Genomic DNA, 24070 nt, shown 5'->3' on the forward strand with positions numbered 1-24070 from the left:
CAATGGCGCCTAGAAATCCGCCACCAGAGCCGGCGGTGTTGACTTTGAACATGGCGTCGAGCACGTCGTTGAGGAGCGCGTCAACCAGTCGATCGATCGCCTTCATCGCGGCCGAGCCGAACGATTTCCAGAACCCTTCACCGGCTTCCAGGCCTGACCTCATGTCCGACACAAAAGAGTCGACAGCATACCGGACACCGTTCACGGCGCTGGAGGCCGCTTCCGCCGCCTGTCTGAGCCCCTTCCAGGCGTCTGTCTTCGTAACGGTGTCGCCGACCGTCTTCGATGCTTCCGCGAACCTGGCGACGAAGCTGGCGCCCGCCGACGCCCCGGACTGACCGAATGCGTCGTCAATTCGCCGCTGGATTTGCCCTTGGCTGAAAACTTCGCCTGAGAAAATGCCATCAATCTGCTTGCGCAGATCCTCGGACATCTTGACGGACTGTTCCTGTCCGGCGAGCCATGCCGACCATGCGCCGCGGAAATCACCTGATTTGAGTCGTCCGAAGGCCTCGGAGATGCCGGCGAATTCCGCGCTCAGGCGGTTCCCAATGATCGCCAGTTGCGCGATCTCATTCGAGACGAAGGCGAAGGCTCGGGTGAGACCAGATGCGATCGCCTGAACCTTTTCGCCGTCGTTCGCGATCGCGAGGAAGGCCTCGGACGCCTTCTCGAGCGCCGGCAGCATCGCCGCGGTCAGCTTGAGCGTGAAACCGTCGGTGATCTTGCCGAGACGCGTCAGATTGTCGTTGAACCGTTCGGCCGCCTGGCCGGTGTTGCGGTCCAGTGTTATGCCGAGCGCATCGGCCTCGGCGAGCATCGCGGCAAGCCCGTCGCGTCCCGCGTTGAGCATCGGAATCAGGTCGGCGCCAGATCGACCGAAGATCGCCATCGCGGCCGCCGTTTTGGCAGCGCCGTCCTGCATTTGGGAGAGTTTTCCGGCGATATCGGTCATGACATCGGAAGATGAGCGCAACGAACCGTCCGAGTTCTGGACGGTGACGTCGAGAGCTTCCAGCGCCCGTGTCGCGCTCGTGCTCGCGCCGGCCGAAACCTGAAGCATGGTATCGGAAAGCCGCCGCAATCCGGTACCCAAGGTATCGATCGACACGCCGGAGAGGTCGGCGGCATGCTTCAAGCGACTCAGCTGGTCCACCGGCACGCCGAATTTTTGAGCCGATTTCGTCATCTCATCGGCGGTCGATATCGTCTTTCCGATTGCGACAGAGACACCCGCGAGCGCGGCGGATGCGGCGACGGCAATGCCGGCCATGCTGTTCGCGACGGTCTTGCCGAATCCGGCGAGGCGGTTCTCCGACTTCTTCAAGCCGGACGTGAATTGTGCGCTGTCCAGGCCGAGGCCTACGCGAAGACTTCCAATTACGGCTGACCCGGCCATTACAGGGCTCTCCCTTTCTTGAGGTGGCCGCGCTCCAGAGCGAGCGCTGTCAATTTCGCGACGAACCCGTCCGGGTCGCCCATCTCGTCGGCGATCATGAACGCGGTCGAAAGCGCGGCGACCGCGATATCGCGGTCAGTGCAGCCGAGTTCGCGCGATAGGTTCAGCGCGTGGATCTGCACGATTTCTGCCGGCTTCAGAGGTTTGGCCATATTGACAACCTCAGAACGTTAATCTGGTTTTTCGCTTTTTGTCGGTCACCCGCCGGTCCCAAATCGGTGGCCCTGGCATCTGAAGATGCCCCCCCCTCACAGACTGCCGGTGCTTTGCATCGACGAGTTCACACGATCGAGGTTTAAGCTTTTGGAGCGATCGCTCTTCATTTCCTCCACCTGCTTTTCCAGCGCCTCGATGCGTGAAGCGTAATGATCGAGGGACCGGTCGACGTAGCCCTTTAGGATGTCTCCGAAGGCGTCGAAGGCGGTCTGCAAATCCGTGATTTTGTCGTCTGCCATCTTGATCCATTCTTTAGTCAGTCGAGAAACAGGCCGGCGCCATGTTGCCGGACGCGGCGGCGCCGACCTGCCACGCGCGCGTTACTTGCCCTTCGGGAGGGACGATCGCGGGACCGAAATGCTTTGCGTCGAGACCACGCCATCGGCATGCCGACGCAGTGGCACGTTGACGACAACGAAATCCCGGCGCCGCATTTCGCGCTCCTTCTGACGATCGTCGAGGCGTTTCAGGAGTGCGTCACCCTCTGCCATGACGTCACTCATTCGCCTTCTCCTTCCGCTTCGCCTTCTTCGCCGGACCATCCGACTGTCATCGTCGCCGCCGCATTGTCGGTGTATCGCTCTGCGCCGAAGAATGCCGTCGCGAGCAAAGCCGAGCTGTTCGTCTGATACATCGACACCATTTCGGTCGCGGTCGGCGCCGCGGAGGATCCGGTCGGCGTGGTTTCCATCTGGATCGACGTTTCGTCCGAAGCCGCAAGCGTGATCAGTTCCGAGTCGCCCGCGATGCCGGTCGCGTCGATCAGCATGAGTGTCCCGGGATCGAGGGCTTCGGACACCACAACATCGATGCCCTTGATCTGGCCTCCGGTCGGGGTCAGGTCCGGGAAGAGCCATCCGCCATCGAGGATCATCATCGAGCCGGCGATCGCGACATCCTTTGCCATGCCGAAGATCAGGCGGGACTCGACCGTCGGCGCGACGGCCTCGATCAGCGCCTTCACGTCAACAACTGCCGCCTCGGCGTCGGACCCTGCCGAGACAAGCGGCGTCAATCCGTCGATGATGGTGGCGATGAATTTTGAATCCACGGCCGGCGCGATCGAGCGGCGCAGTTCGCGACTGATCATCTGCTCGCCTGCCGACCCTGCCATCCGCAGCAACGGCTTCGTCACGATGACCAAGGCGTTAGCGACTTGCCTATCGATACCCCCCTGGCCGACTTCCATGCGGCTCATAGGGATTGCTGCGCCTTCAGCAGCCACAAAGGCTGTTGCCGTCGCCGTGATGATCGAGGCTTGCGTCATCAGCGGGACGCGCGCCATGCCGAGCGAGAAGGCGCTGTAAAACAGGGATGAGGTGCGCAGGAACGGCAGGAACGCGGTCGTGATATTCCGCGCGTCTTGCAAACCATCGACGTCGGGATCGCCGGACCAATGTGCCGGGACCGGAGCCTTGACCAAGTTTGACACGCGCGGCGGCGCATTGAGCATTTCCGCCGCGGCGATCGCATCACCTTGCCGACCGCCGCCGAGCATGAGCGACTTTGCGAGCAAAGCCATTTGGCCGGTTTCGGCATTCTGCGGGGATACGGCAAATACGCCCTTCATGTTCGGTCTCCCGGTTCTTGATTTGCGACTCATAGCAAATCGAAAATCCGGAACGCGTTACGGCGTAACGCTGTCATCGAACCTATGCAGGCTTTCCAGCAGCAGCAGGATCGCGTTTGCTACAGCCTCCGGGTTTTCCTCGTCCCAAGATTTCAGGAAACCGCCTGCGACCAGGTTCTCGACGGCGGACGGTGGAACGGCTAGCGGCGGCGTGACGATCGAGCCAGACTTACGCCGCTCACGACACCTGCGCATGCGTGCCGCCGCTGTTCGGTTTGCTGGTTCTCGAGATTTCATTTTCTCACCCGAAAAACCGAATTCTTACGGTTTTGCGATTTTTTGGGCCATCCGCCGGTCCCAGATCGGACTGGTTTTGAACCTCGTATGCCCGCCCCCTGTCATCCGCCCGCAATCCTTCGGAGCTCGTGCACGATCTCGGATTTCTCGACATGGAAGCGCTCGGGATCGCGTCTGTCCGGCACCAGTTGTTCGATCCGATCGGCCAAGTCTTGGAGCGCGCGCGCGTCGTCCGATCTTTTCGGGATGGCCGGCGAGACAATCATCGATCGTCAGTGTCCATTAGGCCGCGCCCGCCAAGGGGCGGCGGCCATATACCTTTAGGTATAGTGTGTGTCTCGCCCACCCTTGGAAGGCCGGAAACACTCGGTTGGAAGCAGTCGGAAAATGTCTTGGAAATCCGGTTGGAAATCCGGTTGGAAGGCCTATTCATGGTCGGCATCACCAGCCCGGACAATGTGATTTCGCGGCTTCGATGGTGGCCCGTGGCGATCAATTTCTATCTGGCCATGCTCGAACAGGGTTTCCATTGCTCGCTCAAATTGGCGCGCCTTGACGCCCTCGCATTGCCCATGGCGGGCAAACACCGTCGGCGCATATCGATTGCTCTTGTTCGGGGAGACGTGCAGCCCCTTTCGCGAATGCCAGTCGAGTAGATGGAGGAACACGCGCTCCGCCTTGGTCGCCTGCGCAATCGGATCGCCATTGTCCTGCCGAGTTTCCTCCACCGCGACGAAGCGGCCATCCTCCCACCGCAACCGCGTCTCGTCGCCAGCACGGGCATAGTTCGTTTTCTTGGTCTCCAGAATGCGAGCGTCGGCGTCCGCTTCCGATCCGTCATCCGACACGTCTCGTCGAAGGTAGAGCCGCGAGCGCACGGAATTGTTCCATGCCGTCGAGCCAGATGATCCTGTGCCGCTGTTCATGCCAGCCACAGACGGGTGCGAAAGCAAAACCACGGCGCAATCATGCTTGAGGGCGAGCCCGCGCATCATGCCGATGAACTGGCGCGCCTGGACGCGAGAAACCTCGTTGCCGGCGAACACATCGGCCAAGTTGTCGAGGATAAGCAGGACAGGACTGTTCTCGCCCATTGCGGCCTCTAGCGCGCCCATGAGTGGCGTTCTCTGCAAGACCGCGGATCGCGGCACTTCGACCGCTAGCGCAGCTTCCTTGCCTGCTCGGAAGTCGAAGCCGAGCGCATTGAAGCTGGAGGGGTGGAGACCCTCGGCCGCGCAGATTTCCTTGAAGCGGATATGCGTCTCGTCCTCGTCGTCTTCCGCCGAGAAATAGAGAACGCTGCCCTCTCGAACGCGCCTGCCAAGCCATATGCCGCCAGCCGCGACACCCATGCCGAGCTGCAGGGCGAGAAGCGATTTGCCGGTCCCGCCATCGCCTGAAATGATCGTGACGTTTCGCAGCGGGATCAGCCGTCGCTCGTCCAGAAACTGGCGTTGCGGCGTCTCTCGTGCGGCGAATTCCGATGCCGGAACAATCGAGAGATGCATGTCTCGAACATGCGGCGCGCGCTCGATTTCAGGCGCCGGCGTTCGACGTTTCTTCGCCTCTGCAGCCGCCTCGGCAGTCGGGTAAAGAAAGCTGGATAGAATTGACAGACTGGCACCGCCCTCAAAATTGACGAGATAGCCATTGCCAGCACTACTGGCGCGGACAATCGTGCCCGCACCATGATCAGGATGGAAAACGACTTGCTCGCTCACAGGCACTCGCCGTTTTCAGAACGCCACTCGCCGCACCATTCTCCATCTGATACGCGCGGCCATCTGTCCTGGCCCAAAAGATCGCCGGAAACTACGCGCGGAGACCTGCACCGGCAATCTCCATTGCCAGGCGAGTAGAGACCATTGCCAAGACACTCTTCGGTCTCCCATTGATGATAGAAGAAGCAGGTCCGGCAACAAACTTGCGGCCGCTTTGTCGAAGCGGTATCTTGCGAGCCATTCGCATGTGGGCCTTGGTGGGGTTCATGATTTTGACCCGGCGTTCCAGCGCCGGGTCGTTTCGTTCCGAAGGTCAATCCTCTGCCTCCATGAGGGTTTCCAGCGCTTTTGTCAGCTTGTTCGCCGTCGACCACGCCTCGTTTGCCAGCCAAATAGTCGCGTCAATGCTGGCCTCGGTGAACACGAGCGTCACGACATCACCGTCCCGGCGGGTCGCCCGCTTCGGGGTGAGTGCATGCTCCAGATCGTTGGAAAGGTAGTGGAGCCGATGCAGCAGACCCTGCGCCTGAGACCAGCAGTCGGTTATGTCCGGAGTCTTGGTGCCACCGGCGCTTGCGCTCTGCGGCAGTTTTGCGATATTCGTGTGCGCGTTCATTCTTTCCTCCAACGGGTTGTTTGAACCATGGCCCGAGCCGGTTGCAGCCGGTGTCGGGCCTTTTCTTCGAGTTGCCGTCATGACCGATCTCCAAGGCGAGTGCGCCAGTGGTCGAGATCGGCGAGAACGGCCAACGCGCCATCGCAGTATCTGCCACCGCGAAGATCGGCCGCGGCATCCTCAAGGATCTCGCGCGTGCCGCCCGGCATCTGCCGGTCATCGTCGCGCAGGGCATCACAGATGCGCTCAAGAAGCGCTTGACGTTCCGTCGCGTCCGCCCCGGCGATTTCATCCTCGCCTGGCCATCCGACCAGCGCCCGGAATGCATCTTCGAGGTCGGACACGATGCCGCGCTCGATGGCGGCCCTGATGTCGGAGAGATCCATCATGCGGCCTCTCCAATCAGTGCTTCGAGAAGCTTCTTGCGTGAAGCAACCCAGCGGTCGCCGACCTTCTTCGCGGGAAGCTGGCCGGATGTCAGAAGGTGGAAGGTCTGCCTGTCGGTGCGCCCGATCACCTTCGCGATCTCGCTGGCGCCCCAAACGATGTCATCTGCATTGGTTTCCGTCATTTCGATCTCCTTATAGCGGCGATAACTACAATCTGTAGCCATCTGTTAAGGATAACAACAGAATGTAGCTATGGCGTCAATGGCAAATAGCTGCAATATGAAGCCATGAGTACAGATGACCGAGAATTGCTGGCAAATATCACACCGTTCGGGCTGCGCATGCAGCCGGGGCTGAAGGAACAGGTCGCCGAATCGGCACGCAGGAACAATCGATCGATGAACGCGGAGATCGTCGCTCGATTGCAGAACAGCGGGCTGGATCGGTCTGACGACGGATCGTTCCGGATATGGCTTCCACCGGAACTGTTGGCGCGCGTGCTCGATGAGGCGAGCCGGCGGGAGACTGACCCGAACGACATCTTTCACGAGGTAATCGAGAAGGCGTTCCCGCCACCGCCTACACTGGAAGGCGAGTTGATCGCGATGGCGGATAAGCTCGCCTTCGAAAATCGGGAAAAGACCGAACGCGAAAAGCTCTTCATCACGTTCGTTGATGAATACGTGAGAGACGCCGCCAAGGGGGAGCCTACGCTCCCATGGAGGAAGAAATGAGCGTCCGGAAGCGAACATGGACCACCGGCAAGGGCGACGAGCGCACGGCCTGGGTGGTCGATTACGTCGATACCAAAGGCCGGCGGCGACTCAAGACCTTCAAGCTGAAGAAGCTTGCAGACGAGTTCGCCGCAACGGCCAACGTCGAGGTCCGCGAGGGTGTCCATGTAGCGGATCGGGAAACCGTGACGGTCAAGGAGGCGGGCGACCTGTGGATGAAAAGCTGCGGCGCGGCCGGCCTCGAGCGGGCCACCCTCGACCAGTACAGGCAGCACCTCGACCTGCATATCGCCCCCATGATCGGCGACGTGAAGCTCAGCAAGGTCACCGTGCCGGCGGTTCGCGGGTTTCAGGAAGAGTTGCGGGAGAACGGCCGCTCGGCGGCGATGATCAAGCGCGTGACGGTGAGCCTCGGCAGCATCCTGTCAGACGCTCAGGAGCGCGGCCTCGTGGTCCGCAATGCCGTCCAGGAGATGAGCAAGCGCCGCGGTAGCGGAAACGCCGCAGAGAAGCGCCAGAAAGCCCGTCTGCGCTACGGGGTGGACATTCCGACCATGGGAGAGGTCCGCGCCATTCTGGAGGCAGCACAGGGCCGATATCGCCCGTTTATCGTCACTGCCGTCTTCACCGGAATGCGCGCCTCGGAATTGCGAGGCCTCTCATGGCCCGATGTGGATCTCGCCAAGGGCCTGATCCATGTCCGGCAGCGCGCCGATAAATACCACACGGTGGGGATGCCGAAATCGGACGCCGGGCAGCGTACGATCCCGCTGACGCCGATGGTGATCAACACCCTCCGGGAATGGCGCCTCGCCTGCCCGAAGGGCGAATTGAACCTGGTCTTCCCGAACGGCGAGGGTCACATCGAATGGCATCAGAACATCATCAAGCGAGGCCTGCACCCGACGATGATCAGGGCTGGCGTCACCGTGCCGGGCAGCCAGCAGGATGAGGCCGGTAACCCCCTGCCCGCTCCGAAATACACCGGCCTCCACGCCCTGCGGCACTGGTACGCGTCTTGGTGCATCAACAGCAAGACCGATGGAGGGCTCGAGCTATCCCCTAAGGCGGTTCAGGCGCGCATGGGTCACTCGTCGATTCAGGTGACCTTCGACACCTACGGCCACCTGTTTCCGGCCACCGACGAAGCACAGGCTTTGGCCGATGCCGAGAGCCGTTTGATGACGGTCAGGCCAGTAGCGGGGTAGCGGGCAGGCCCCGCACTAGCAGTTCCGTAGGCACAGACCAAAGCCTGATCAGAAGGCGGCGTTCCTTTGCCGGAATGCGGCGCACCAAGCATTCGCTGATCTGCGTATCATCGAAATAGGCCACCCCGCTCAGGGCATCGAGAACCGGCTTCAAAAGGTTGTCGACGTCCGCGACGGCAATGGCGGGCGGCACTTCGGCAAAGACGTGGATGGCGATCGTGCTGGTAGTGGGCGCACGGTCGGGGAATGCCGCTCGGAAAGCGTCGGCGATAGCGACCCTTCCCGGTTCTCGCCTGCCTTTGGGAAGCGGAGCAATAAACTCCATCGCGCCTGTTCGACTCAATGGCTCGGGCGCATGGCCGTGGACTGTGTTGAGCGCGCGCGCGAAATTGTCTGCGGATTTCTTCGTGGGACACGTCTTGATCCGGCGCTTTCCGGTCACGTCCCGATAGTCGACGATCCATGCTTCCTTCGCAACGCCGTTGGTTTCCCAGGTTCTCTTTCGGACGCTCGGCATAGGGTCTCCTTGCAACACAAATGCAACATGGTTTTTCCATGTCGCATCAAAACCCTTACAAATCAACGCAATATTGCGGCCATGTCGCATGATTTAACAAACTCTGACTCCGTTAGTCCTGGTTCGAATCCAGGTTCCCCAGCCAACCACCCTTCCCAAAATAGCGTTTCCAGTTTCGCGGTCGGATAACCGCGTAGTTTCCGCGGGTTAGCGTTTGCACCCACAAACAGAGACTGCATTTCGAGCCACAAATCGCCGCTGAATCGCGGAAAGTCTCAGTCGGCCATTTCGGGACTGACAGTTTGCGGAAAGCGCATCGGCGGACGATCGGCCTCTGATGCACTTCTTCGAAAAATTTGCAGGTGATTTCAGAGTGCGGCGACGATGCGGCGCTGGGCCTGCCAGTCGGATGGCTGCGGATTCTGGCCAAGCCACTTTGCGGTCAGGCAGATGGGCTGATCGCCTTGCATGATCAACTTGACGATGTCGGGCGCAAGGAATGCGAGGTCGATCACCTGGAGGATGCGGCGCTTCGAGAGGTTTTCCGATGCGGCGATCTCTTCGAAGGTTTGACCCTGCTTGATCGCATCGTAGTACTGCTGCGCCTTGGCAATATTGCGGATCAGGACCTCGTCGACGGCTCGGCTATGACCGTTCCCGATGATCAGCTTGGTCTCGACACCGCGCTTGCGGAACTGGAACGGGATCGAGAATGACAGGGCATCGGAGTTCATCGCGCCTGACGAGACACACAGCCACGCAGCGACGGTCTCGCAGTCAAGAGCGATCTCGATCTTTCCGGGAGTGATCGTTGCTGGTTGGATGCAAGCCAGCACAGCTTCTTGGCTGCGCGTCACATTAACTGCTCCGGCATCGTCAAGGAGATCATGGATACGCCCAATCTCATCTGCCGAGGGATCGATGAGCAGATCGACGGGCAATCGATTGCGGAGATGAGTCAGGACCGCAGAAGCCAGCTGCTGTTCCAGCGACTTTGCCGGGAGCCGCCATCCACTCGCAGCCTTTGATTTGTCGGCGTTGCCATCGCCGACGATCATGCGGTTCGAGACATAGTATTGATACCGCCTGCCCTTCTTGTTGGCATGGGTCGGCGTCAGACGATCTCCGGTCTCGTCAAACAGCCTGCCCGCAAGCGGCGAAGTTTTCGAACCCGATGCTGATCGCCCCCTCCCCCGCCCAGCGGTTTCCTTCAGGTGTTGCTGGACATCACCGAAGACCGCGGGATCGATGATTGCTGGATGCTGGCCCTCATAGACCTGGGTACGATGGCGGACACGACCGGCGTAGATCGGGTTGGTCAGGATGTAATACACATGGCCCCGTTCGAAGGCGGCTTCGCCAGCAGCCTGGCCTCCCGATCCGCCTCTCGCACTTGCCTTTGTTCTCAGCCCCATTCGGTTGGCCCGCTGTTTGACCGCGTTAATCGAACGATGTTCCAGATAGAGGTCGAACAGGGTTCGGACCGTCCTGGCTTCGTCTTCGACGATCTTCAGCGTCCGCCCATCCGGCTCGTAACCGAGAGGAACGTTGCCACCCATCCAGAGCCCCTTCTTCTTCGAGGCCGCGATCTTGTCGCGGATGCGCTCGGCAGTGACCTCACGCTCGAACTGGGCAAAGGACAGAAGGACATTCAGCGTCAGTCGCCCCATGCTGGTTGCCGTGTTGAAGGACTGTGTCACCGAGACGAAGGAGGCATCTGCCGCATCCAGCCGCTCTACAAGCTTGGCGAAGTCGGCCAGCGATCGCGTCAGCCGATCGATCTTGTAGACGACGATCTGGTCGACCAGGCCTTCATCGACATTGCGCAGCAGCCTTTGCAGCCCTGCCCGCTCCAGTGTCCCACCGGATATTCCGCCATCGTCATAGTGATCCGGCAACAGCACCCAGCCTTCATGCTTCTGGCTGGCGATATAGGAGACACAGGCTTCGCGCTGGGCATGCAGTGAGTTGAACTCCTGCTCCAGGCCCTCCTCCGACGACTTGCGCGTATAGATAGCGCAGCGGATCTTCTTCATGACGCATCCAGTCCGAAGAAGCGCGGCCCCGACCAGTGCGCGCCCGTTATCTTACGGGCGATGGAGCTCAGTGATCGGTACTGTTTGCCATCCATCCGGAAGCCGGCCTCCAGAACCTCGACCTGGTAGGATCGACCATTCCACTCGCGGACAAGGTGGGTGCCCGGCCGCAGCGCCACGGACGAGGCCGGCAGCGCCGGCCTTACTTTGCCATTCGGCTTGCGATCGTCCTTCAAGGACCGTTCGAGTGCCCTTCGAACCGCAGGCGAATGCCCACCATGGGCTTTTACCTGCGCTTCATAGGCCAATGCCCGGCGCATGAACTGCGCCGAGACGTATTTGGGAGGTTCGCGATCAAACTGCTTTCGCCAGGCTTCGATGCAAGCGTCGCGACCCATCTCCTCGAAGGCGGCAACATCGCCTCCGATCATGGATGCCAAGGCCGTGGTCACGACGCCGCCCCATCGCCCGCTTGCCCGCCCTCCTCGATTGGCGCCGCAACGATCGTGTAAACCGTCTCGCCCGTCTTCGGCGACTTCGACATGGCGACTTCGACGCCCTGCTTGCGCAGGCCCGACAACGCGGCCCGTACCGTGTGCGCCTGCCAACCCAGGCGCTCAACGATCACCGAGATGCGCGCGCCATTCGGCTTCGACAGCAGAGCGACGAGTTGGTCCTTCTTGCTCTTTGCAGCCGACCTCCCGGTGCCGGCCGACTTCGGTTTGATGGCTGCGCGCGGTTTACGCTTGGTGGCAGGCTTGTCGATCGCCTGGGATTCGGCCTCAATGGCCGCGCCGCCGTCGCCGTCGCCGATATTGTCAACAATTTGGGTGTTCATGCTGTTCTCCACTCAGTTTTCGAGGCCGGATTATCCAGCTTCCCACTGAGTGAAGCCCGCGTTGCGGGCACCGTCTGGCACGACGTGCCAACACTAACGCTTCCTTCGCCAAAGAAGTCGAGCGGGAAAACGCTCAGAAGATAACTTTCTTGGCAAGTCGGAATATGCCGGCGAATCACAACCGCGTTTGGGACGATCGGTGTACTCGGAATTGCTCGCAATATGCCCAACGCAGTGACAGTGGCGTTTCCATCCATGACAGCTTTAGCGCGCCCATTTTGGTCATTCGTATAACTGCGTCCGTTGCCCGGAAGCAGCCGTTCAACTCCCACTGCTTTGATACTACCTTGGGATGGCAAGCGGTGTTTCTGCCCTACAGCAGGCGCATTGCCAACCTCGCACATCGTCGATGACTCCGCGGATTAAACAGGTTGTTAGCCTCGGTACGAATCTGCTGAAATCGGAAAATGCCTAGCAATATAGCGCCGCGCCGGCACCACTACATTCCTCGCATGATCTTGAGGAACTTCACCAACGAAAAGGGAGGGCTGCATTTCTGGCGCCGAACTTTCCCTGTTGGTAAGGTCAGGGTCACCACGCCGGAAAACCTTTTCTTGAAAACCGATCTCTACACTATTGTCGGCGACGAGGGCGAACGCGACGTCTCAATGGAGCATGGCTTTTCGAAACTTGAGTCAGCGGGGGCTGCATTTCTCCGTCAACTTCTTGGCATAGTCAGGGTTGGCAAGACACCTCGTATGGCGGACGAGGCTTGGGAATTTCTCCACCATTTCCGGTACTATTCCGACAAACGATCCGCAGCCTGGCACTCCCGCTTCGTTAGTGAACAGGAGTTAGATGCCGTCTTGGCAGAGGTTGCGAGCCAGGAGCGCTGGAGCGATGCCGACCGGGCCTGGATGGATGACCCCGCAGACGTCGATAGGATCAAGCAGAATGCTCGCATTGCGGCTCAGGCATCCGGTCCTCCTGAGGAGCTCTTAGTGGAGATGCGACGCAAAGGCCTAGCCGTATACATGGCACCGCGAAACGCTGCCTTCGTGCTTGGAGACCATCCGACGGCAATGGCCAAGGTCGGGTCCGTCGCTAAAGATGCACCTGGCGGCAAGATCTCCTTCATGCCGATCGCGAGTGACGTCGCGATCGGTTATTGCTCTCAAGCAAAGACAATTCACCTTGAGCAGATCACTAGGGCGCAGCTCCGCACAATGAACGAGGCAATGGCAAGGCAGTCAGTGATGATCGCAGGGCGATCTCAGGCGCTGGTCGCCTCGCTATCCCGAGTGAATTACGAAACGCCTGAATATTTCACGACCTCGGAATACCTGTCTGGATGAGGCTTGCTTGTAATGAACATTGAGTAGGAGCAATGCGCCCCATCTCTGCCATTCTCGATCAAACCTAAACTTCCCAAAGCGGCCGTTCGCTGCGGCTTACTCAAGGGACTCGAGTGGCCTCAAGCGGAAATCGGCAGGGCTTTCGTATCACTTACGGTTTATTCTACACGCCGCTGGGATAAAACTCCGAACGTGGTAGACAGCTTGTTATGAATATTGGTCTTACTAAATCCAGCAATAGGATCGCCGACAGGTTCACCGCTATGGCGGGAGCGCTGCGCCTGCGATCCGTTTCGCCCGAGGGGCCAGCGAAATTCGTCGATCTCGCCCCAACCGATGAGGCCGACCAAGGAGGGGTATATGCGGCTGCATTGAAGTTCGCGACAGACAGTCCGGACGTGTCCAACATCGCGCTCACCGGGCCCTATGGCTCTGGCAAAAGCAGCATCATCCGATCGTTCTTAAAGTCCTATCCCCGTAAAGCCCTACACATCTCTCTCGCCGCCTTCTTACCGGAAGCAGGCGATGAGCGACGCACAGTTACTAAACAGGAGATCGAGCGGAGTATCCTTCAGCAACTGCTGTATGGCGCAGATGCAAACAAACTGCCACTCTCGCGTTTCAAGCGAATCCAATCGCCAGGATTCTGGTCGATCTTCCGATCACTTTACATTCTTACCGGACTGCTCGCTCTCTGGCATGTGTTCCATAATCGCGCAGCGATTTTTGAGGGGTCGTATTTCGAACCCTTTGATTTCTCGAACTGGCTCGATATCTCCGTAGCTGCTTTCGCGCTGATCTATCTTTGGTCTGCGATCCATCACTTCTACGTCGCCAGCTTCGGCGTTTCGCTCAAAAGCATTTCGCTGAAGGACATTGAGATACGGCCGTCTTCCGACGACCAGGATTCGATCCTCAATCGTCACCTAGACGAGATCGTCTACTTCTTCCAGTCGACCCCTTATGACCTCGTCATCGTGGAGGATCTCGATCGCTTCGAGGATTCCGACATCTTCGTCACCCTTCGCGAGATCAATAGTCTCGTGAACGGCAATGTGGGTGTGAGACGTCAAGTCAGGTTCCTCTACGCGCTGCGCGACGACATGTTCGTCAACACCGACCGGACAAAGTTTTTCGAATTCATCATTCCGGTCATTCCAATTATCAATAGCTCGAACTCGATCGACATGGTGCTTGCGCAGGGCAAGCGGCTAGAGTTGGACGGAAGGCTCGATCAGCAGTTCCTACGCGAAGTATCTCGCTACCTAAGCGATCTCCGGCTGATTCATAACATCTTTAACGAGTATGCGATCTATGTTGCGAACTTGGAAACTGATGGCGAGAACGTACTGGACGCCACTAAGCTTCTCGCCGTGCTGATCTATAAAAATGTCTATCCGAGGGATTTCGAACGACTCCACCGCGGTGAAGGGCATCTCGCAGGAATTTTGGGGCGTAAAGATGAACTCATCGCCACACGCGAACGTAACTATCGATCCGAGATCGCCGAACTCGAACGCGATATCGAGAGGGCAGAAAAGCAGATCCCTAAGGATTTGCGAGAGCTCAGACGCATTTACGCGATGGCCCTGCTTGAAACGTTGCCGGCCAATATCGCTGGGTTAAGCTCGGACGGACAGGCGTATATCACGCCCGCTAAATTATCCGGGCACGAAGATTTCGAACAATTTATCACTGCGCCAATCATTTACTTCAACATTTTTAATAATGGTCGGCGTCAGCAGAATAATGCTGCCTTCCAAGACAGCGTCGACCCCGAAGAAGGTTATGCCGAACGGGTGCAAAGGATCGAACACAAGGCAGACGCCTATAAGAAGGCTGCGCTTCGGCGGATCGCCCATTTGAGAAGTGAGATTAAGTCGATCCGGACAAGTAAGTTTAACGTCCTGCTGCGGTCTAGCATGCAAGAAACCGAAGGCGTCTTCGAGAAGCTCGGCGACGGCGGTGAACTCGCGCGGTTCCTGCTCTTAGAGGGCTATCTCGATGACAGTTACTACCAATATACGTCTTTGTTTCACTCCGGACGGCTTTCGCCAAACGACAACAAGTTCCTGATACAAATAAGGGCTTTCCAAACACCTGAGCCCCTTTTCCCGATAGACAACCCGAGTGAAGTCATCGCGGGAATGAGGGAGGACGATTTCGGCCTCGATTATGCGCTGAACGTTCGGCTCATCGACGCGCTTCTGGAAAGCAAGAAGCATACGGAACGGCTTAGGAAGGTTTTCGCATACGTTTCGAACGAGTTTCCGAACCAGCAGGAATTCTTCGAAGCCTATTACGCGACGGGAACGCAGGTTGGCGAATTCATAAGGCAGCTCGTCGGCGCTTGGCGCGGTTTCGTACCCGCGGCCATTGAGGGCTCCTCCGCGGTCTTGCATATCGCTAGGCTCATCGAACATCTTCATCCAGCCATGCTGGCTCGCGAACGCGAAGAGCACCCCGAGCTACGAGCATTCGTGGCCGACAATCTCCGAGACATTCTCAAACTCTTGGAGGGGGTTGATCCGGTCAAGCTTGAAGAGTTGTGTATCGAGACAAAGGACCTTGCTGCGATCGATGGATATCCGAACGTCGTTCGTAAACTATACGAGCTCGGCCATTATCGCCTGAGCGAAGCGAACTTAGGCTACATCTTCGGCTCAATCCTCGGGGAAGATACCGGCCTGGCCTTGACTAAGCGAAATTATTCGAGGGTGCGAAACTCCGGAGCCGAACCCCTACTCGATCGGGTGGAAAGCGATTTCGAAGCGTACTTCGCGAACGTACTACTGGATATGGACGATAACGATGAGGAGGATATCGACGCGATACTGGCTGTGATGTCCCACGATGAGCTTGATGCCAAAGAGGTAGAAACCTTCGTGCTGCGCCAAACGAAGCTATTCCCCACGCTCGAAGAAATACCCGATGTTCATCAGACCATGGTGGTTCGCAGGGGGCGGATCGCTCCCACTTGGTCTAATTGCCTCGCTTATCTCCGATCAGAGGCTTTCGAGAGCGACGCTCTTATCACCTTCCTTGATGATGACGAGGTTCGCGCCACTCTTTTGGAAACGCCGATTCCGGTAACAAAAGAAACTTTTCCTCTCCGTCAATTCCTGATCGAAGCAGATGATCTTCAAGATGAGGCGTATCGCGCATACGTGCGAGCCCTACCCAACCAATTCGAGAAATTTCCCGAATCTTTAAGCGTCCAAAAGCGTCGGATACTTATCAATGAGCGGCGTGTCACCTTCGGTGCCGGGAATTTGGCCGCACTCAACGATGAGGAAGATCTTCAAACAGAATTTGTCGCCCAGAACATCGCCTTCTATCTTCGCGACCCCAGCTCTTTCTCGATCGGCGATGATTTCCGCGAGCGATTGCTTGCCACCGATATCTCAGACGACGAGAAGCGGGCGGTCATTGGTTTGATGGACCTAAGCGGTCTACCCAGCCTTCCCGAGCGTGCCGGCATTGTCGGGCCAATTCTATTGCGGACAAATGGCATGCTGCCTTCGCTCACGCCCGAAATCGTCAAGGCAATTGTCCTGAACGCTAAGCCAGTAGGCACACAGGTTGAGTTGCTCAATCTCCTCCACGAAACACTGGATAAGAACGAGATTCGAGAAGTCTTAGGACAGCTTCCTTACCCATACTCGAAAATTCAGACCGGATACGCACGTCCGACGCTCAAGAGGACAAATGAAAACAGCGAACTGGTCAAATGGCTGGATGAGCGCGACATCATCTCTTCTATAGGGAAGCCTTTCTGGTCAGACGATATATTGATTAATCTATATCGCTCTTAGGGTGGTCACTTTTGCCTTCAACTATTTCCCGCGCTTCATTGCACGCGCGTTTCAACACGAGGCGGACGCATGTGCTAGGCCTGATAGCTGATCGTCCGCATCTGAGTCTTCACAACGATAGCCAGAACTTCTGAATGCAGTGAGAGCGGACTAATGCTTCGCTGCCGAACGAAAGACTACTTTGGGCCGTGAGCAACGACAAGCTTGATTACGACGGGCGTCCGATGTCACCTGTTCGAATTCCGAAAGCTGCCCGTTCGAAGACGTCCCCTAATTGGACATTACGGTTCCGCTGCATGCGGTCTTACACAACGCTTTTTCTGACTAGTATTCGGTCACCTGCCACGACTTGCGCACAGACATTCTCAACAAAGACACAGCGGACTACCGACCCGGCTTGAGGTGGGTTGTGCATTAACTTCACCTCCTTGAAAAAGGTCTCTTAGTGACCCCGAATGTCGCCTGCGCCAGACGTGCTATGGATTGGCAGTTGGGAGGGAACGCCAAGTGGAACGACCCCTTCTAATCGGTCAATTCCATCATCCTCAAGCGCCATTAGAAAGGCAACGAGATAGTCAATCTCCCGCCGAGCCAACTCCACGCGAATAAGAAGAATGGGCGAAACGGAATCAATCTCATCGATCTGCAACAGAGGTTCTCCGCTTTCGGCGTACTTGTCCGCATACTGGAGCGGATCGGCGTGCTGGCGAATTGCTTCATCAAGCGTCTTCGCGCTTCCGTTGTGGAAATAAGGTGCCGTGAGAGTGACATTCCGCAATGGAGGTGTCCGAAACTTGAATTTGTCAGCGGGACGGCGCGTAACTCTGAAACGACCCGTATCGTGGCCTTGGCCGTCGTACCCGGCACCAAATGGCCTGGCTCCTATGCTATGGAACTCAAAGTCGCTGAAAAGGGGGCCGCCGTGGCATACTGCGCAGCGGCCCCTTCCGAAGAACAGGAAAGCGCCGCGCTTGGCTTCCAAGCCGATCGCCGTCATATCCCCTTCCAGGTACCGATCCCACGGCGTGTCGCGGGTGGCGAAGGCGATCTCCTCAAAATGCGCTAATGCGTTCCCCACGTGAACGATGGATACTTCCTCCGGTGAGGTACCGGGAAATGCTTTTTCGAATAATCGCCGATATTCCAACTCCCAATGAGACGGCGGTGTGTCCGGTGTACCGATCAGCCTTGACACCACATGATCGAGGACAGCTGCAGTTCGATAGGGTTCTTCCAGGTCGACTACGGAAGCCGCGATTTCATTGACCAAGCCTGCATGTGCGGGTGGATTGCCACCAGGCGAAGCGTCACCAGGCAGCCCCAGCATTTCGTCGGCCTGCGTTAGAGGAAAGATTGCTTGCACGGCCATGAGATTTTCGAACCCTTCCGGAAGAAGATCTCCGAGTGGTGTCCGGAACTTCCGGTTGACCGGATCGAGAACCTCTGCGCGGCCGTCCCAGAACATTGATTTCACCGAATTGTTGTCACGGTTCCAGAGATCGAGCGAATTGCGAGGCTGAGCGGGGCGGTCGCGGGGACGCTCGCGCGACGTTCCCAAGCCGACCCCGCCGGATCCGATGGAAGCCGGCAAGCCGTCGGAAAGCCCGGCACCAACCAAGTGGCACGTCGCGCAGGAGATGTCGCGGTTCCCCGACAGGATAGGATCGAAAAATAGCGCCTGTCCCAGTTTGAACTTCGGCGTTTCCTCGTATGGTTTCGTTGGCAAGGGCCGCAGGTTGTTAGCCGCGATAATGCGTTCGAGATAGCGGTCATAGGTCGCCTCATCCTCGGAAGGCCCAGAGCATGCGGACAACGCGATAGCGCCGAGGACAGCGATCCATTTCATTGATCAATCGCTTCGACAGTGTATGGCAAGGCTGTACGCGAAGCGCGCAGGGCCGCGACGTCCAACGCGTGCAAAGAGTGCTCCTTCACTCCGGCCGCCAGCAATCTGCTGCGCATGATCTGGTAGGTTTGGCAGTCCAACATCGATACAGCCGCGCTTCGCAGCAACGGGCTACGCACGCCATCGTCGACCTCGTTCGCGAGTGCGGTAACCTGCTGCAGATACGAGCGCGCTTCGTGGCATGCACGGGAAGCTTCGGAGTAAGCGCTACGCTGAAACGCGAGCGACAAGCCGGGAACGGAATGGTTTAAGAAAAGATCGATCCCAAGGGTTCCTGCTATCAGCCAAAGTGCGAACGATTGGCCGAGTCTCATTCCGCGCCCCCTGCCACGTTGCCACTTCGCGAGCCCTGGAAATTCGCATCATCAAAGCTCAGAGTTCCGAGGAACGCGACCAGATTATCGATATCGTCCTCATCAAGCTCGACGCCCCAAATCGGCTCCTTGGCCCACTGTCCGAGCCGCCGGTAGAATTCGGCACGTTGTTGCCGATCCAAAGGCAGAGTCATAGCCCGGAAGGGGTCAACGTGCGCAAGGATCGCATCGCGCAGATCGGCCACAGCGCCAGAATGGGAATACGGCCCTGTCGATGCGACGTTGTAGAGAGGCGGAGTCCTGAACTTGTAAAGATCGTCGGGATCCATCGTAACATTGAACCGACCGTAATCGATGCCGAATCCATTCCGGCCATACCCGAACTGCGAAAAAGGAATGGCATGAAACGAAAGGTCGCTGAAGAACGGGCCGTTGTGGCAGGCGACGCACCGGCCCCTTCCGTAGAACAACAGCCCTCCGGCGAGTTCTTCGTCGCTTATGTCGCCTTCGTCGAAAACGAAGCGGTGGAAGCCGGTCGGCTGCAGTCGAAATCGGTCTCGGATGAACGCCGCAATGCTTTCAGCGACGTGCAAGAAGCGGATGTCGCCTCGCTCAAAGTCATATGCATCTACCAGCGCTGCGGCAAGCATCGGATCAGCCTGCACCCGCCCCTCGATCGTCGTATAGATCGATTGTGCCGAAGAGACCGACTCCGTTCGCAGCGCCTCCGCAGCTTCATCGTCCCGGAGCATTTCCCTGATTTCCACTGGCGGCAAATGCGCGGCCACGACGAGTGGGTCATCCGACGGCACCAGGTCACCGAACTGGCTTGCGACCTCGCCGGAAGAGCTGTCGACCTTCCCGTCCCAGAAGAAGACGTCGAAGCCCAGAGAGCCCCGCCCCCAGAACGGCAATGTATTGCGTGGAAGCATGTCTCCGCCACGCTGCATACGCTGTATGCCTTCCCCAGATCCGCGAGTTCCAATGCCAAGCGGGATCCCGTCGGACGAGCTAAAACGGTCGAGGTGACATGATTGGCAGGCGATTTCGCGCGTGAGCGATAGCTCTTTGCTCTCGAAAAGAAGTTTTCCGGCGGCGGCTTGCTTCGGTGAAACGGATGGCCAAAGTGACACGACTTGCACGATTCCTGCTTTGAGTGCCTGATCGCGCAAAACGCTTTCACGAAGATCGTCTGCGACGCTGCCGTGCCCAATTTGCAGAAAGAGCAAGCAGGCAAGTGCGCTAGTAGCGTATCTCATGGATCTCGATGACCTGCCCAAGGTCCTCCGCTTTCGCCTCGATCGCTTTCAGGCCCATCAGGCTAAGATCGTTTTCGTCCAAGCCCCACTGAATGAGCCGCTTCCGTAGGAGGTCATAGTCCTGACAATCGAGTAGCCCGACTTCCGCCGCACGCAGGCTGGCCACTGTCTCCTTGCCGGGACTGTGAACGACTTGCTGCTTGGCGATCAGGTGCTCGCGCATCGCGCGGTCGCAGCGGTACGTCGCTTCCTGATAGCGCTCCTCACTGACGAGAATGACAACGTTCTTCCGCAGCGGCGTAGCAAGCAGGCCTGTGGCGACGCCGGCCGAAAACAGCAACGCCGCGCCCGCGATCCTACTTCGCTGCGATGCCACAAGCATCGAGTACCTCCGGAGTGATCGTGCCGGTGATCCTGAATCCCCATTGCTCCTGGAATTTGGCGATCGCAGCGGCTGTTTCCGGACCGACGCGACCGTCGATCGCGCCAAGATCGTACCCGAAAAGCATCAGGCAGGTCTGCACCTGCAGCACTATTTGCATGAATTTCGGGGAGTTGCCGGGCAAAGTTCTTGGAGCGGACGGTACTTTCGGGAGTACCTGTTGCGGTGGCGTCGAATCGTACAAACGAGGTGAAGGCGACGGGGCGGGCGAAGGTGCAGGTCTTACGTAAGAGCCGCCGGACGACGACCGATGGCTGCTGTGGGAACCGTGGGATCCATGGCTGGAGTGCGATCTATGCGCCGCCAAGGTGTACTTATGCTCGAGCTTGAAAACGTCGAACAATGAAGGACCCTTCACCTCCTTGTCCTTGCGTGCCGAAATCGGCAACGCGTGGCTGTTTGCAGGAATAAATCCCGCTGCCATGAGTGACGGGATTAGGAACTTAAGCTTCAATCTGTTCTAGCCCCAGCCTAGAAAAACCTCTTGCTTCAGGATACCACGTAAAGAATCCTCCACAATCCTTACGCGATACACATCCATCGCATTCGCGCAGATAGCGTTGCTTCCAGTCCGAAATCGATGGCGCCGCGAATGCACGATAGCTTTCGGGTACCGTGCAGAGCGGGAAATTGTAGAGCGCGACGTTCACGCCTCGGCCTCGGGCCACGTCTATGGCCGCTCCGATCGGAGCGAAACACTCGCTGTTGTCAAAGAATAGCTTGTCCCAGTTCATCCGGCCGAAGCCGATGTTCTCGAGCTGCATGATCGCCCATTTGGAGATGAAGGGCAGCTGGACGGAGACATATTCAGCCAAGGACTCGAGCGCTGGCGCATTCGTTTTCAAGACGACTGTGCGCAGTTCGATCAAGGCGCCGCCACGCGCCAGCACGCCAAGCGAATTCATCAGTTTGTCGAATGCGCCGGGCTTTCTGACGATCGCGTCGTGGAGACTAGATTCCCTTGCATACAACGGCACGCCCCACAGTACCTTTCCGTTGGATAGCTCCCTGAGTATGCCGACGTCGGTCTCGTCAAAGTGTTGAGCGTTGGTTAGCACGTGAAAGCTGAGATCGGGTCGGGCGGCCAATGTGCGGCGGAGCAGTTCAAATACCTGATCCTTGAACAGCATGGGTTCTCCGCCCGTGATCCCGATGGTCATGCCCTTGGGAGCAAGAACGGCTGCTTGTTGGAACAGAGGAAAGAGATCGACGTGATACCTCTTCGGAGGCTGCGAGCACATGGTGCAGATCTGATCGCAACGTTCGGTAACGAGAAAGGCATTGTGCGGAGACTCGGCTCGCAGAAGGCGGTGGCCGACCTTCCTGGTGGGATCAACCAGCAGCACGTCGCCCGCCAGATCGGACGAGCGGATTCCTGAAAGACGCAATTCGCCATGGCGGGTCTGATATGCGCATTTCTCATCCTCCGAATGCACTAACAGCGCGTCCCAAAGCCCGCTTATCGTCGTGTCCGCTGTTGCGCCGGACAGCCGGACCACAAAAGGATCCTCACGGGTCGCGCCTTCAACTTGTATGCGCAGAGGTATCATGATGTTCCGGAGCGAGGGAGTTCGGCCAGGTTGCAAGGCCGGCCCATTTTCTGAGTGAGTAGAGCACCCGTTCGTCGCTGCTGTAGATCAGACTCATGGCCTTGTCGAAGACCGCTAGTTGTCGGCCGCAAAACCACGTGTCCTGTCGCGGGATGTCGACGCGACGGTATCGCGAAACGTCATCAATAGGGTCTGTGCCGCAGAACGGCTGGTAGGGGCAATGAATGCAGTCGGGATCGAAATTGTTAAATGCAGAGGGTACTCGCGCCGCGATCGCCTCTTGGTCGATACCATCGTGAGCGGTCCCGATCGACAGGTCGATCTGGCCAATACGCGACAGCATTCGAGCCTCATCGCTTGGATACAGTCGACCATCGAAGTCGATAAGCACGTAATCCGAAGCCGGAAGGCTCGGATTGCGCAAGTCGACGTGGCCGTCGTGGCCTGGTTGGAGCATCCGGCGTAGGCAGAGGGATAGATAGAATTCCTCCATGACGTGTCCGGTTTGGAAATTCCGGTCGATGAGGAAATCGATGAACTCGTCATAGAATGCGTTCCATCGCGAAAGGTCATCACGCTGCGCTCGGCGCCGTCGCGCGAAGCCGTGATAATTGACTGGCCTTAGATAGATCGACGAGAATCCGTAGGATTCAAATGCAGTGACCAAGGTTTCAATTTCGGGCGGGTCGTCGATATCGACAGTAGGTAGGGCAGAAACTCTCTGACCAAACCTCTGGACGACGGTATCGAGGTTCTCGAAGAATTCCTCGGTCAGCGCGCGGTTCCGTGTCCGATAGCGTTCATGATGGAGCAACCCTCCGTCGAGCGACGTGCTCGTATAAGTATCCACGGCATCCAGAAAACCGATCTCGTCCGGACCGAGCCGCTGCAAATTGGTGCAAACCACGAACTCCGACCGGCTGAAGCGCTTCCGGCAGTGGTCGCGCACGCGCCGAAGGAGGTCGGATCGCAACAGCGGTTCTCCTCCCTGAAACTCGACCTTGATCTCGTCCGTTTCCAGCCGATCAAGAAAGCCCAGAACGGCTTCAAGCGTATCGGTGTCCCAGTCGTATCCTTTCGCGTTCTCGGCCGCCCTGGACACTTGGCAATAGGTGCACGTCAGATTGCATCGCAGCGTGGGAACGAGAATGACATAGGCTATCTTCTCACGTGCAGACTGCCTTGCCGTCCAACGCCAGGTAAATGACGTGTGTTGGAGATCCCCAACCCGGTTGAACGCGTGCCCGTGTTCATACAGGAACTTACGGTCGGTGTCCGAGAGCGCACTATCCACATAGCGTTGTAGGAAGGCCGGATCAGAAACGAAGTATCCTCCGGCATCATCTGCGAAGAGGACGCGGCTAGGACCCAATTCCCGAAATCGGAGTGGCCATATCTTCATCGGCGCGTCACAGCGCTGATCAGGTCCTGGCGCATCGAGAGTGTTTCGGCAAAGATTCTTTCTCGATAGAGAGCATAGTTGATCTCTTTGGCGATGGTCTCTTCGGCTACATCGAATTCGCCCGAAACCTCGATGCAATTGTCGCACAAGGTAAAGCGGGCGGCCGGATACAGATACCCCAACCGTGCAATTGCCAATTCCGCGTATTTTTTGAGCAGTGCTGGAATTACAACCCTGATTCTCGCCTCCCCAAGTCGCCGAATACGAATGCTACGAATTGCGGCGGAACTGTACAACTATTTGATGTGCCGTACGCCGCTCATGTTTTCGTGCATCCGCTCCGAGCCGGACTGTTAGCTCAATGCCCATGCTGGATAGTCACCCACTGATCGATCCGATGTCGCTCGAAGCACGTTCGGAAAAAAC

25 protein-coding genes and 1 pseudogene are annotated in these 24070 nt (G+C 58.0%); 4 read left to right on the forward strand and 22 right to left on the reverse strand.

Features of this window, described 5'->3' with window-relative positions; genetic code table 11:
• The 10 genes and pseudogenes from MRY80_RS02840 to MRY80_RS02885 form a co-directional block, all read right to left on the reverse strand.
• Window positions 1-1399, reverse strand: a pseudogene (locus tag MRY80_RS02840) (hypothetical protein); the annotation flags it as partial.
• On the reverse strand, window positions 1399-1611 hold the full coding sequence (locus tag MRY80_RS02845) for a hypothetical protein (protein ID WP_293287765.1): 213 nt from the start codon (window positions 1609-1611) through the stop codon (window positions 1399-1401). The gene MRY80_RS02845 and the pseudogene MRY80_RS02840, both read right to left, overlap by 1 nt.
• A 96-nt stretch (window positions 1612-1707) precedes the next feature.
• Window positions 1708-1914, reverse strand: coding sequence for a hypothetical protein (locus MRY80_RS02850; RefSeq protein WP_293287767.1), 207 nt, complete (start codon window positions 1912-1914; stop codon window positions 1708-1710).
• Window positions 1915-1995: 81 nt separating this feature from the next.
• Window positions 1996-2178 (reverse strand): hypothetical protein, encoded by a 183-nt coding sequence (locus MRY80_RS02855; protein ID WP_293287770.1) that lies wholly within the window; start codon window positions 2176-2178, stop codon window positions 1996-1998.
• Window positions 2175-3245: a hypothetical protein gene (locus MRY80_RS02860; protein WP_293287773.1), complete on the reverse strand. Its 1071-nt coding sequence runs from the start codon at window positions 3243-3245 to the stop codon at window positions 2175-2177. The genes MRY80_RS02855 and MRY80_RS02860 overlap by 4 nt, the downstream gene beginning before the upstream one ends.
• A gap of 57 nt (window positions 3246-3302) precedes the next feature.
• Window positions 3303-3500 (reverse strand): hypothetical protein, encoded by a 198-nt coding sequence (locus MRY80_RS02865; protein ID WP_293287775.1) that lies wholly within the window; start codon window positions 3498-3500, stop codon window positions 3303-3305.
• Between the two features lie 467 nt (window positions 3501-3967).
• The gene (locus MRY80_RS02870) at window positions 3968-5263 is read right to left on the reverse strand and encodes an AAA family ATPase (protein WP_293287777.1); all 1296 of its coding nucleotides are present in this window, start codon (window positions 5261-5263) and stop codon (window positions 3968-3970) included.
• 313 nt (window positions 5264-5576) lie between these two features.
• The gene (locus MRY80_RS02875) at window positions 5577-5879 is read right to left on the reverse strand and encodes a hypothetical protein (protein WP_293287779.1); all 303 of its coding nucleotides are present in this window, start codon (window positions 5877-5879) and stop codon (window positions 5577-5579) included.
• 77 nt (window positions 5880-5956) lie between these two features.
• A complete protein-coding gene (locus MRY80_RS02880) occupies window positions 5957-6265 on the reverse strand; it encodes a hypothetical protein (protein ID WP_293287782.1) in 309 nt (102 codons plus the stop codon).
• Window positions 6265-6450 carry a DNA-binding protein gene (locus MRY80_RS02885; protein ID WP_293287784.1) on the reverse strand — a complete coding sequence of 62 codons (186 nt, stop codon included), beginning with the start codon at window positions 6448-6450 and terminating at the stop codon, window positions 6265-6267. Before MRY80_RS02885 ends, MRY80_RS02880 begins: the two co-directional genes overlap by 1 nt.
• 105 nt (window positions 6451-6555) lie before the next feature.
• Between MRY80_RS02885 and MRY80_RS02890 the strand changes: the two genes are divergently transcribed.
• A complete protein-coding gene (locus MRY80_RS02890) occupies window positions 6556-7002 on the forward strand; it encodes an Arc family DNA-binding protein (protein WP_293287785.1) in 447 nt (148 codons plus the stop codon).
• Complete coding sequence (locus MRY80_RS02895) at window positions 6999-8210, forward strand: site-specific integrase (RefSeq protein ID WP_293288352.1); 1212 nt, start codon at window positions 6999-7001, stop codon at window positions 8208-8210. The genes MRY80_RS02890 and MRY80_RS02895 overlap by 4 nt, the downstream gene beginning before the upstream one ends.
• Here MRY80_RS02895 and MRY80_RS27260 read toward each other — a convergent pair.
• From MRY80_RS27260 to MRY80_RS02920, 4 genes are all read right to left on the reverse strand, one after another.
• Window positions 8191-8817 carry a RusA family crossover junction endodeoxyribonuclease gene (locus MRY80_RS27260; protein ID WP_346433374.1) on the reverse strand — a complete coding sequence of 209 codons (627 nt, stop codon included), beginning with the start codon at window positions 8815-8817 and terminating at the stop codon, window positions 8191-8193. The genes MRY80_RS02895 and MRY80_RS27260 overlap by 20 nt on opposite strands.
• A gap of 278 nt (window positions 8818-9095) precedes the next feature.
• Window positions 9096-10763, reverse strand: coding sequence for a recombinase family protein (locus MRY80_RS02910; protein ID WP_293287787.1), 1668 nt, complete (start codon window positions 10761-10763; stop codon window positions 9096-9098).
• A complete protein-coding gene (locus MRY80_RS02915; protein ID WP_293287790.1) occupies window positions 10760-11215 on the reverse strand; it encodes a DUF2924 domain-containing protein in 456 nt (151 codons plus the stop codon). The genes MRY80_RS02910 and MRY80_RS02915 overlap by 4 nt, the downstream gene beginning before the upstream one ends.
• Window positions 11212-11601, reverse strand: a complete 390-nt coding sequence (locus MRY80_RS02920; RefSeq protein WP_293287792.1) for a DUF3489 domain-containing protein — start codon at window positions 11599-11601, stop codon at window positions 11212-11214. The genes MRY80_RS02915 and MRY80_RS02920 overlap by 4 nt, the downstream gene beginning before the upstream one ends.
• Before the next feature lie 467 nt (window positions 11602-12068).
• On the opposite strand from MRY80_RS02920, the gene MRY80_RS02925 reads away from it, so the two are divergent.
• Window positions 12069-12956, forward strand: a complete 888-nt coding sequence (locus tag MRY80_RS02925) for a DUF4238 domain-containing protein (RefSeq protein ID WP_293287794.1) — start codon at window positions 12069-12071, stop codon at window positions 12954-12956.
• A 209-nt stretch (window positions 12957-13165) separates the two neighbouring features.
• On the forward strand, window positions 13166-16771 hold the full coding sequence (locus tag MRY80_RS02930; RefSeq protein WP_293287796.1) for an ATP-binding protein: 3606 nt from the start codon (window positions 13166-13168) through the stop codon (window positions 16769-16771).
• 442 nt (window positions 16772-17213) lie between these two features.
• Here the strand turns inward: MRY80_RS02930 and MRY80_RS02935 are convergent, their stop codons facing one another.
• Genes MRY80_RS02935 through MRY80_RS02970 form a run of 8 tightly spaced genes read right to left on the reverse strand, consistent with a single transcriptional unit; the run spans window position 17214 to window position 23940 of the window.
• On the reverse strand, window positions 17214-18617 hold the full coding sequence (locus tag MRY80_RS02935) for a cytochrome c peroxidase (RefSeq protein ID WP_293287798.1): 1404 nt from the start codon (window positions 18615-18617) through the stop codon (window positions 17214-17216).
• Window positions 18614-18991: a hypothetical protein gene (locus tag MRY80_RS02940; RefSeq protein ID WP_293287800.1), complete on the reverse strand. Its 378-nt coding sequence runs from the start codon at window positions 18989-18991 to the stop codon at window positions 18614-18616. The genes MRY80_RS02935 and MRY80_RS02940 overlap by 4 nt, the downstream gene beginning before the upstream one ends.
• Entirely contained in the window at window positions 18988-20220 is a 1233-nt protein-coding gene (locus MRY80_RS02945; RefSeq protein WP_293287802.1) for a His-Xaa-Ser system-associated MauG-like protein, read from the reverse strand. Before MRY80_RS02945 ends, MRY80_RS02940 begins: the two co-directional genes overlap by 4 nt.
• Before the next feature lie 13 nt (window positions 20221-20233).
• Window positions 20234-20632: a TIGR03982 family His-Xaa-Ser system protein gene (locus MRY80_RS02950; protein WP_293287805.1), complete on the reverse strand. Its 399-nt coding sequence runs from the start codon at window positions 20630-20632 to the stop codon at window positions 20234-20236.
• On the reverse strand, window positions 20607-21116 hold the full coding sequence (hxsA, locus tag MRY80_RS02955; protein WP_346433376.1) for a His-Xaa-Ser repeat protein HxsA: 510 nt from the start codon (window positions 21114-21116) through the stop codon (window positions 20607-20609). The genes MRY80_RS02950 and hxsA overlap by 26 nt, the downstream gene beginning before the upstream one ends.
• 19 nt (window positions 21117-21135) lie before the next feature.
• Window positions 21136-22242, reverse strand: a complete 1107-nt coding sequence (gene hxsC / locus MRY80_RS02960) for a His-Xaa-Ser system radical SAM maturase HxsC (RefSeq protein ID WP_293287810.1) — start codon at window positions 22240-22242, stop codon at window positions 21136-21138.
• On the reverse strand, window positions 22217-23644 hold the full coding sequence (gene hxsB / locus MRY80_RS02965) for a His-Xaa-Ser system radical SAM maturase HxsB (RefSeq protein ID WP_293287813.1): 1428 nt from the start codon (window positions 23642-23644) through the stop codon (window positions 22217-22219). Before hxsB ends, hxsC begins: the two co-directional genes overlap by 26 nt.
• Entirely contained in the window at window positions 23641-23940 is a 300-nt protein-coding gene (locus tag MRY80_RS02970) for a hypothetical protein (RefSeq protein WP_293287815.1), read from the reverse strand. The genes hxsB and MRY80_RS02970 overlap by 4 nt, the downstream gene beginning before the upstream one ends.
• Between the last annotated feature and the right edge of the window lie 130 nt (window positions 23941-24070).

This window comes from Oricola sp. (genome assembly GCF_022763245.1).
GTDB lineage: Bacteria > Pseudomonadota > Alphaproteobacteria > Rhizobiales > Rhizobiaceae > Oricola.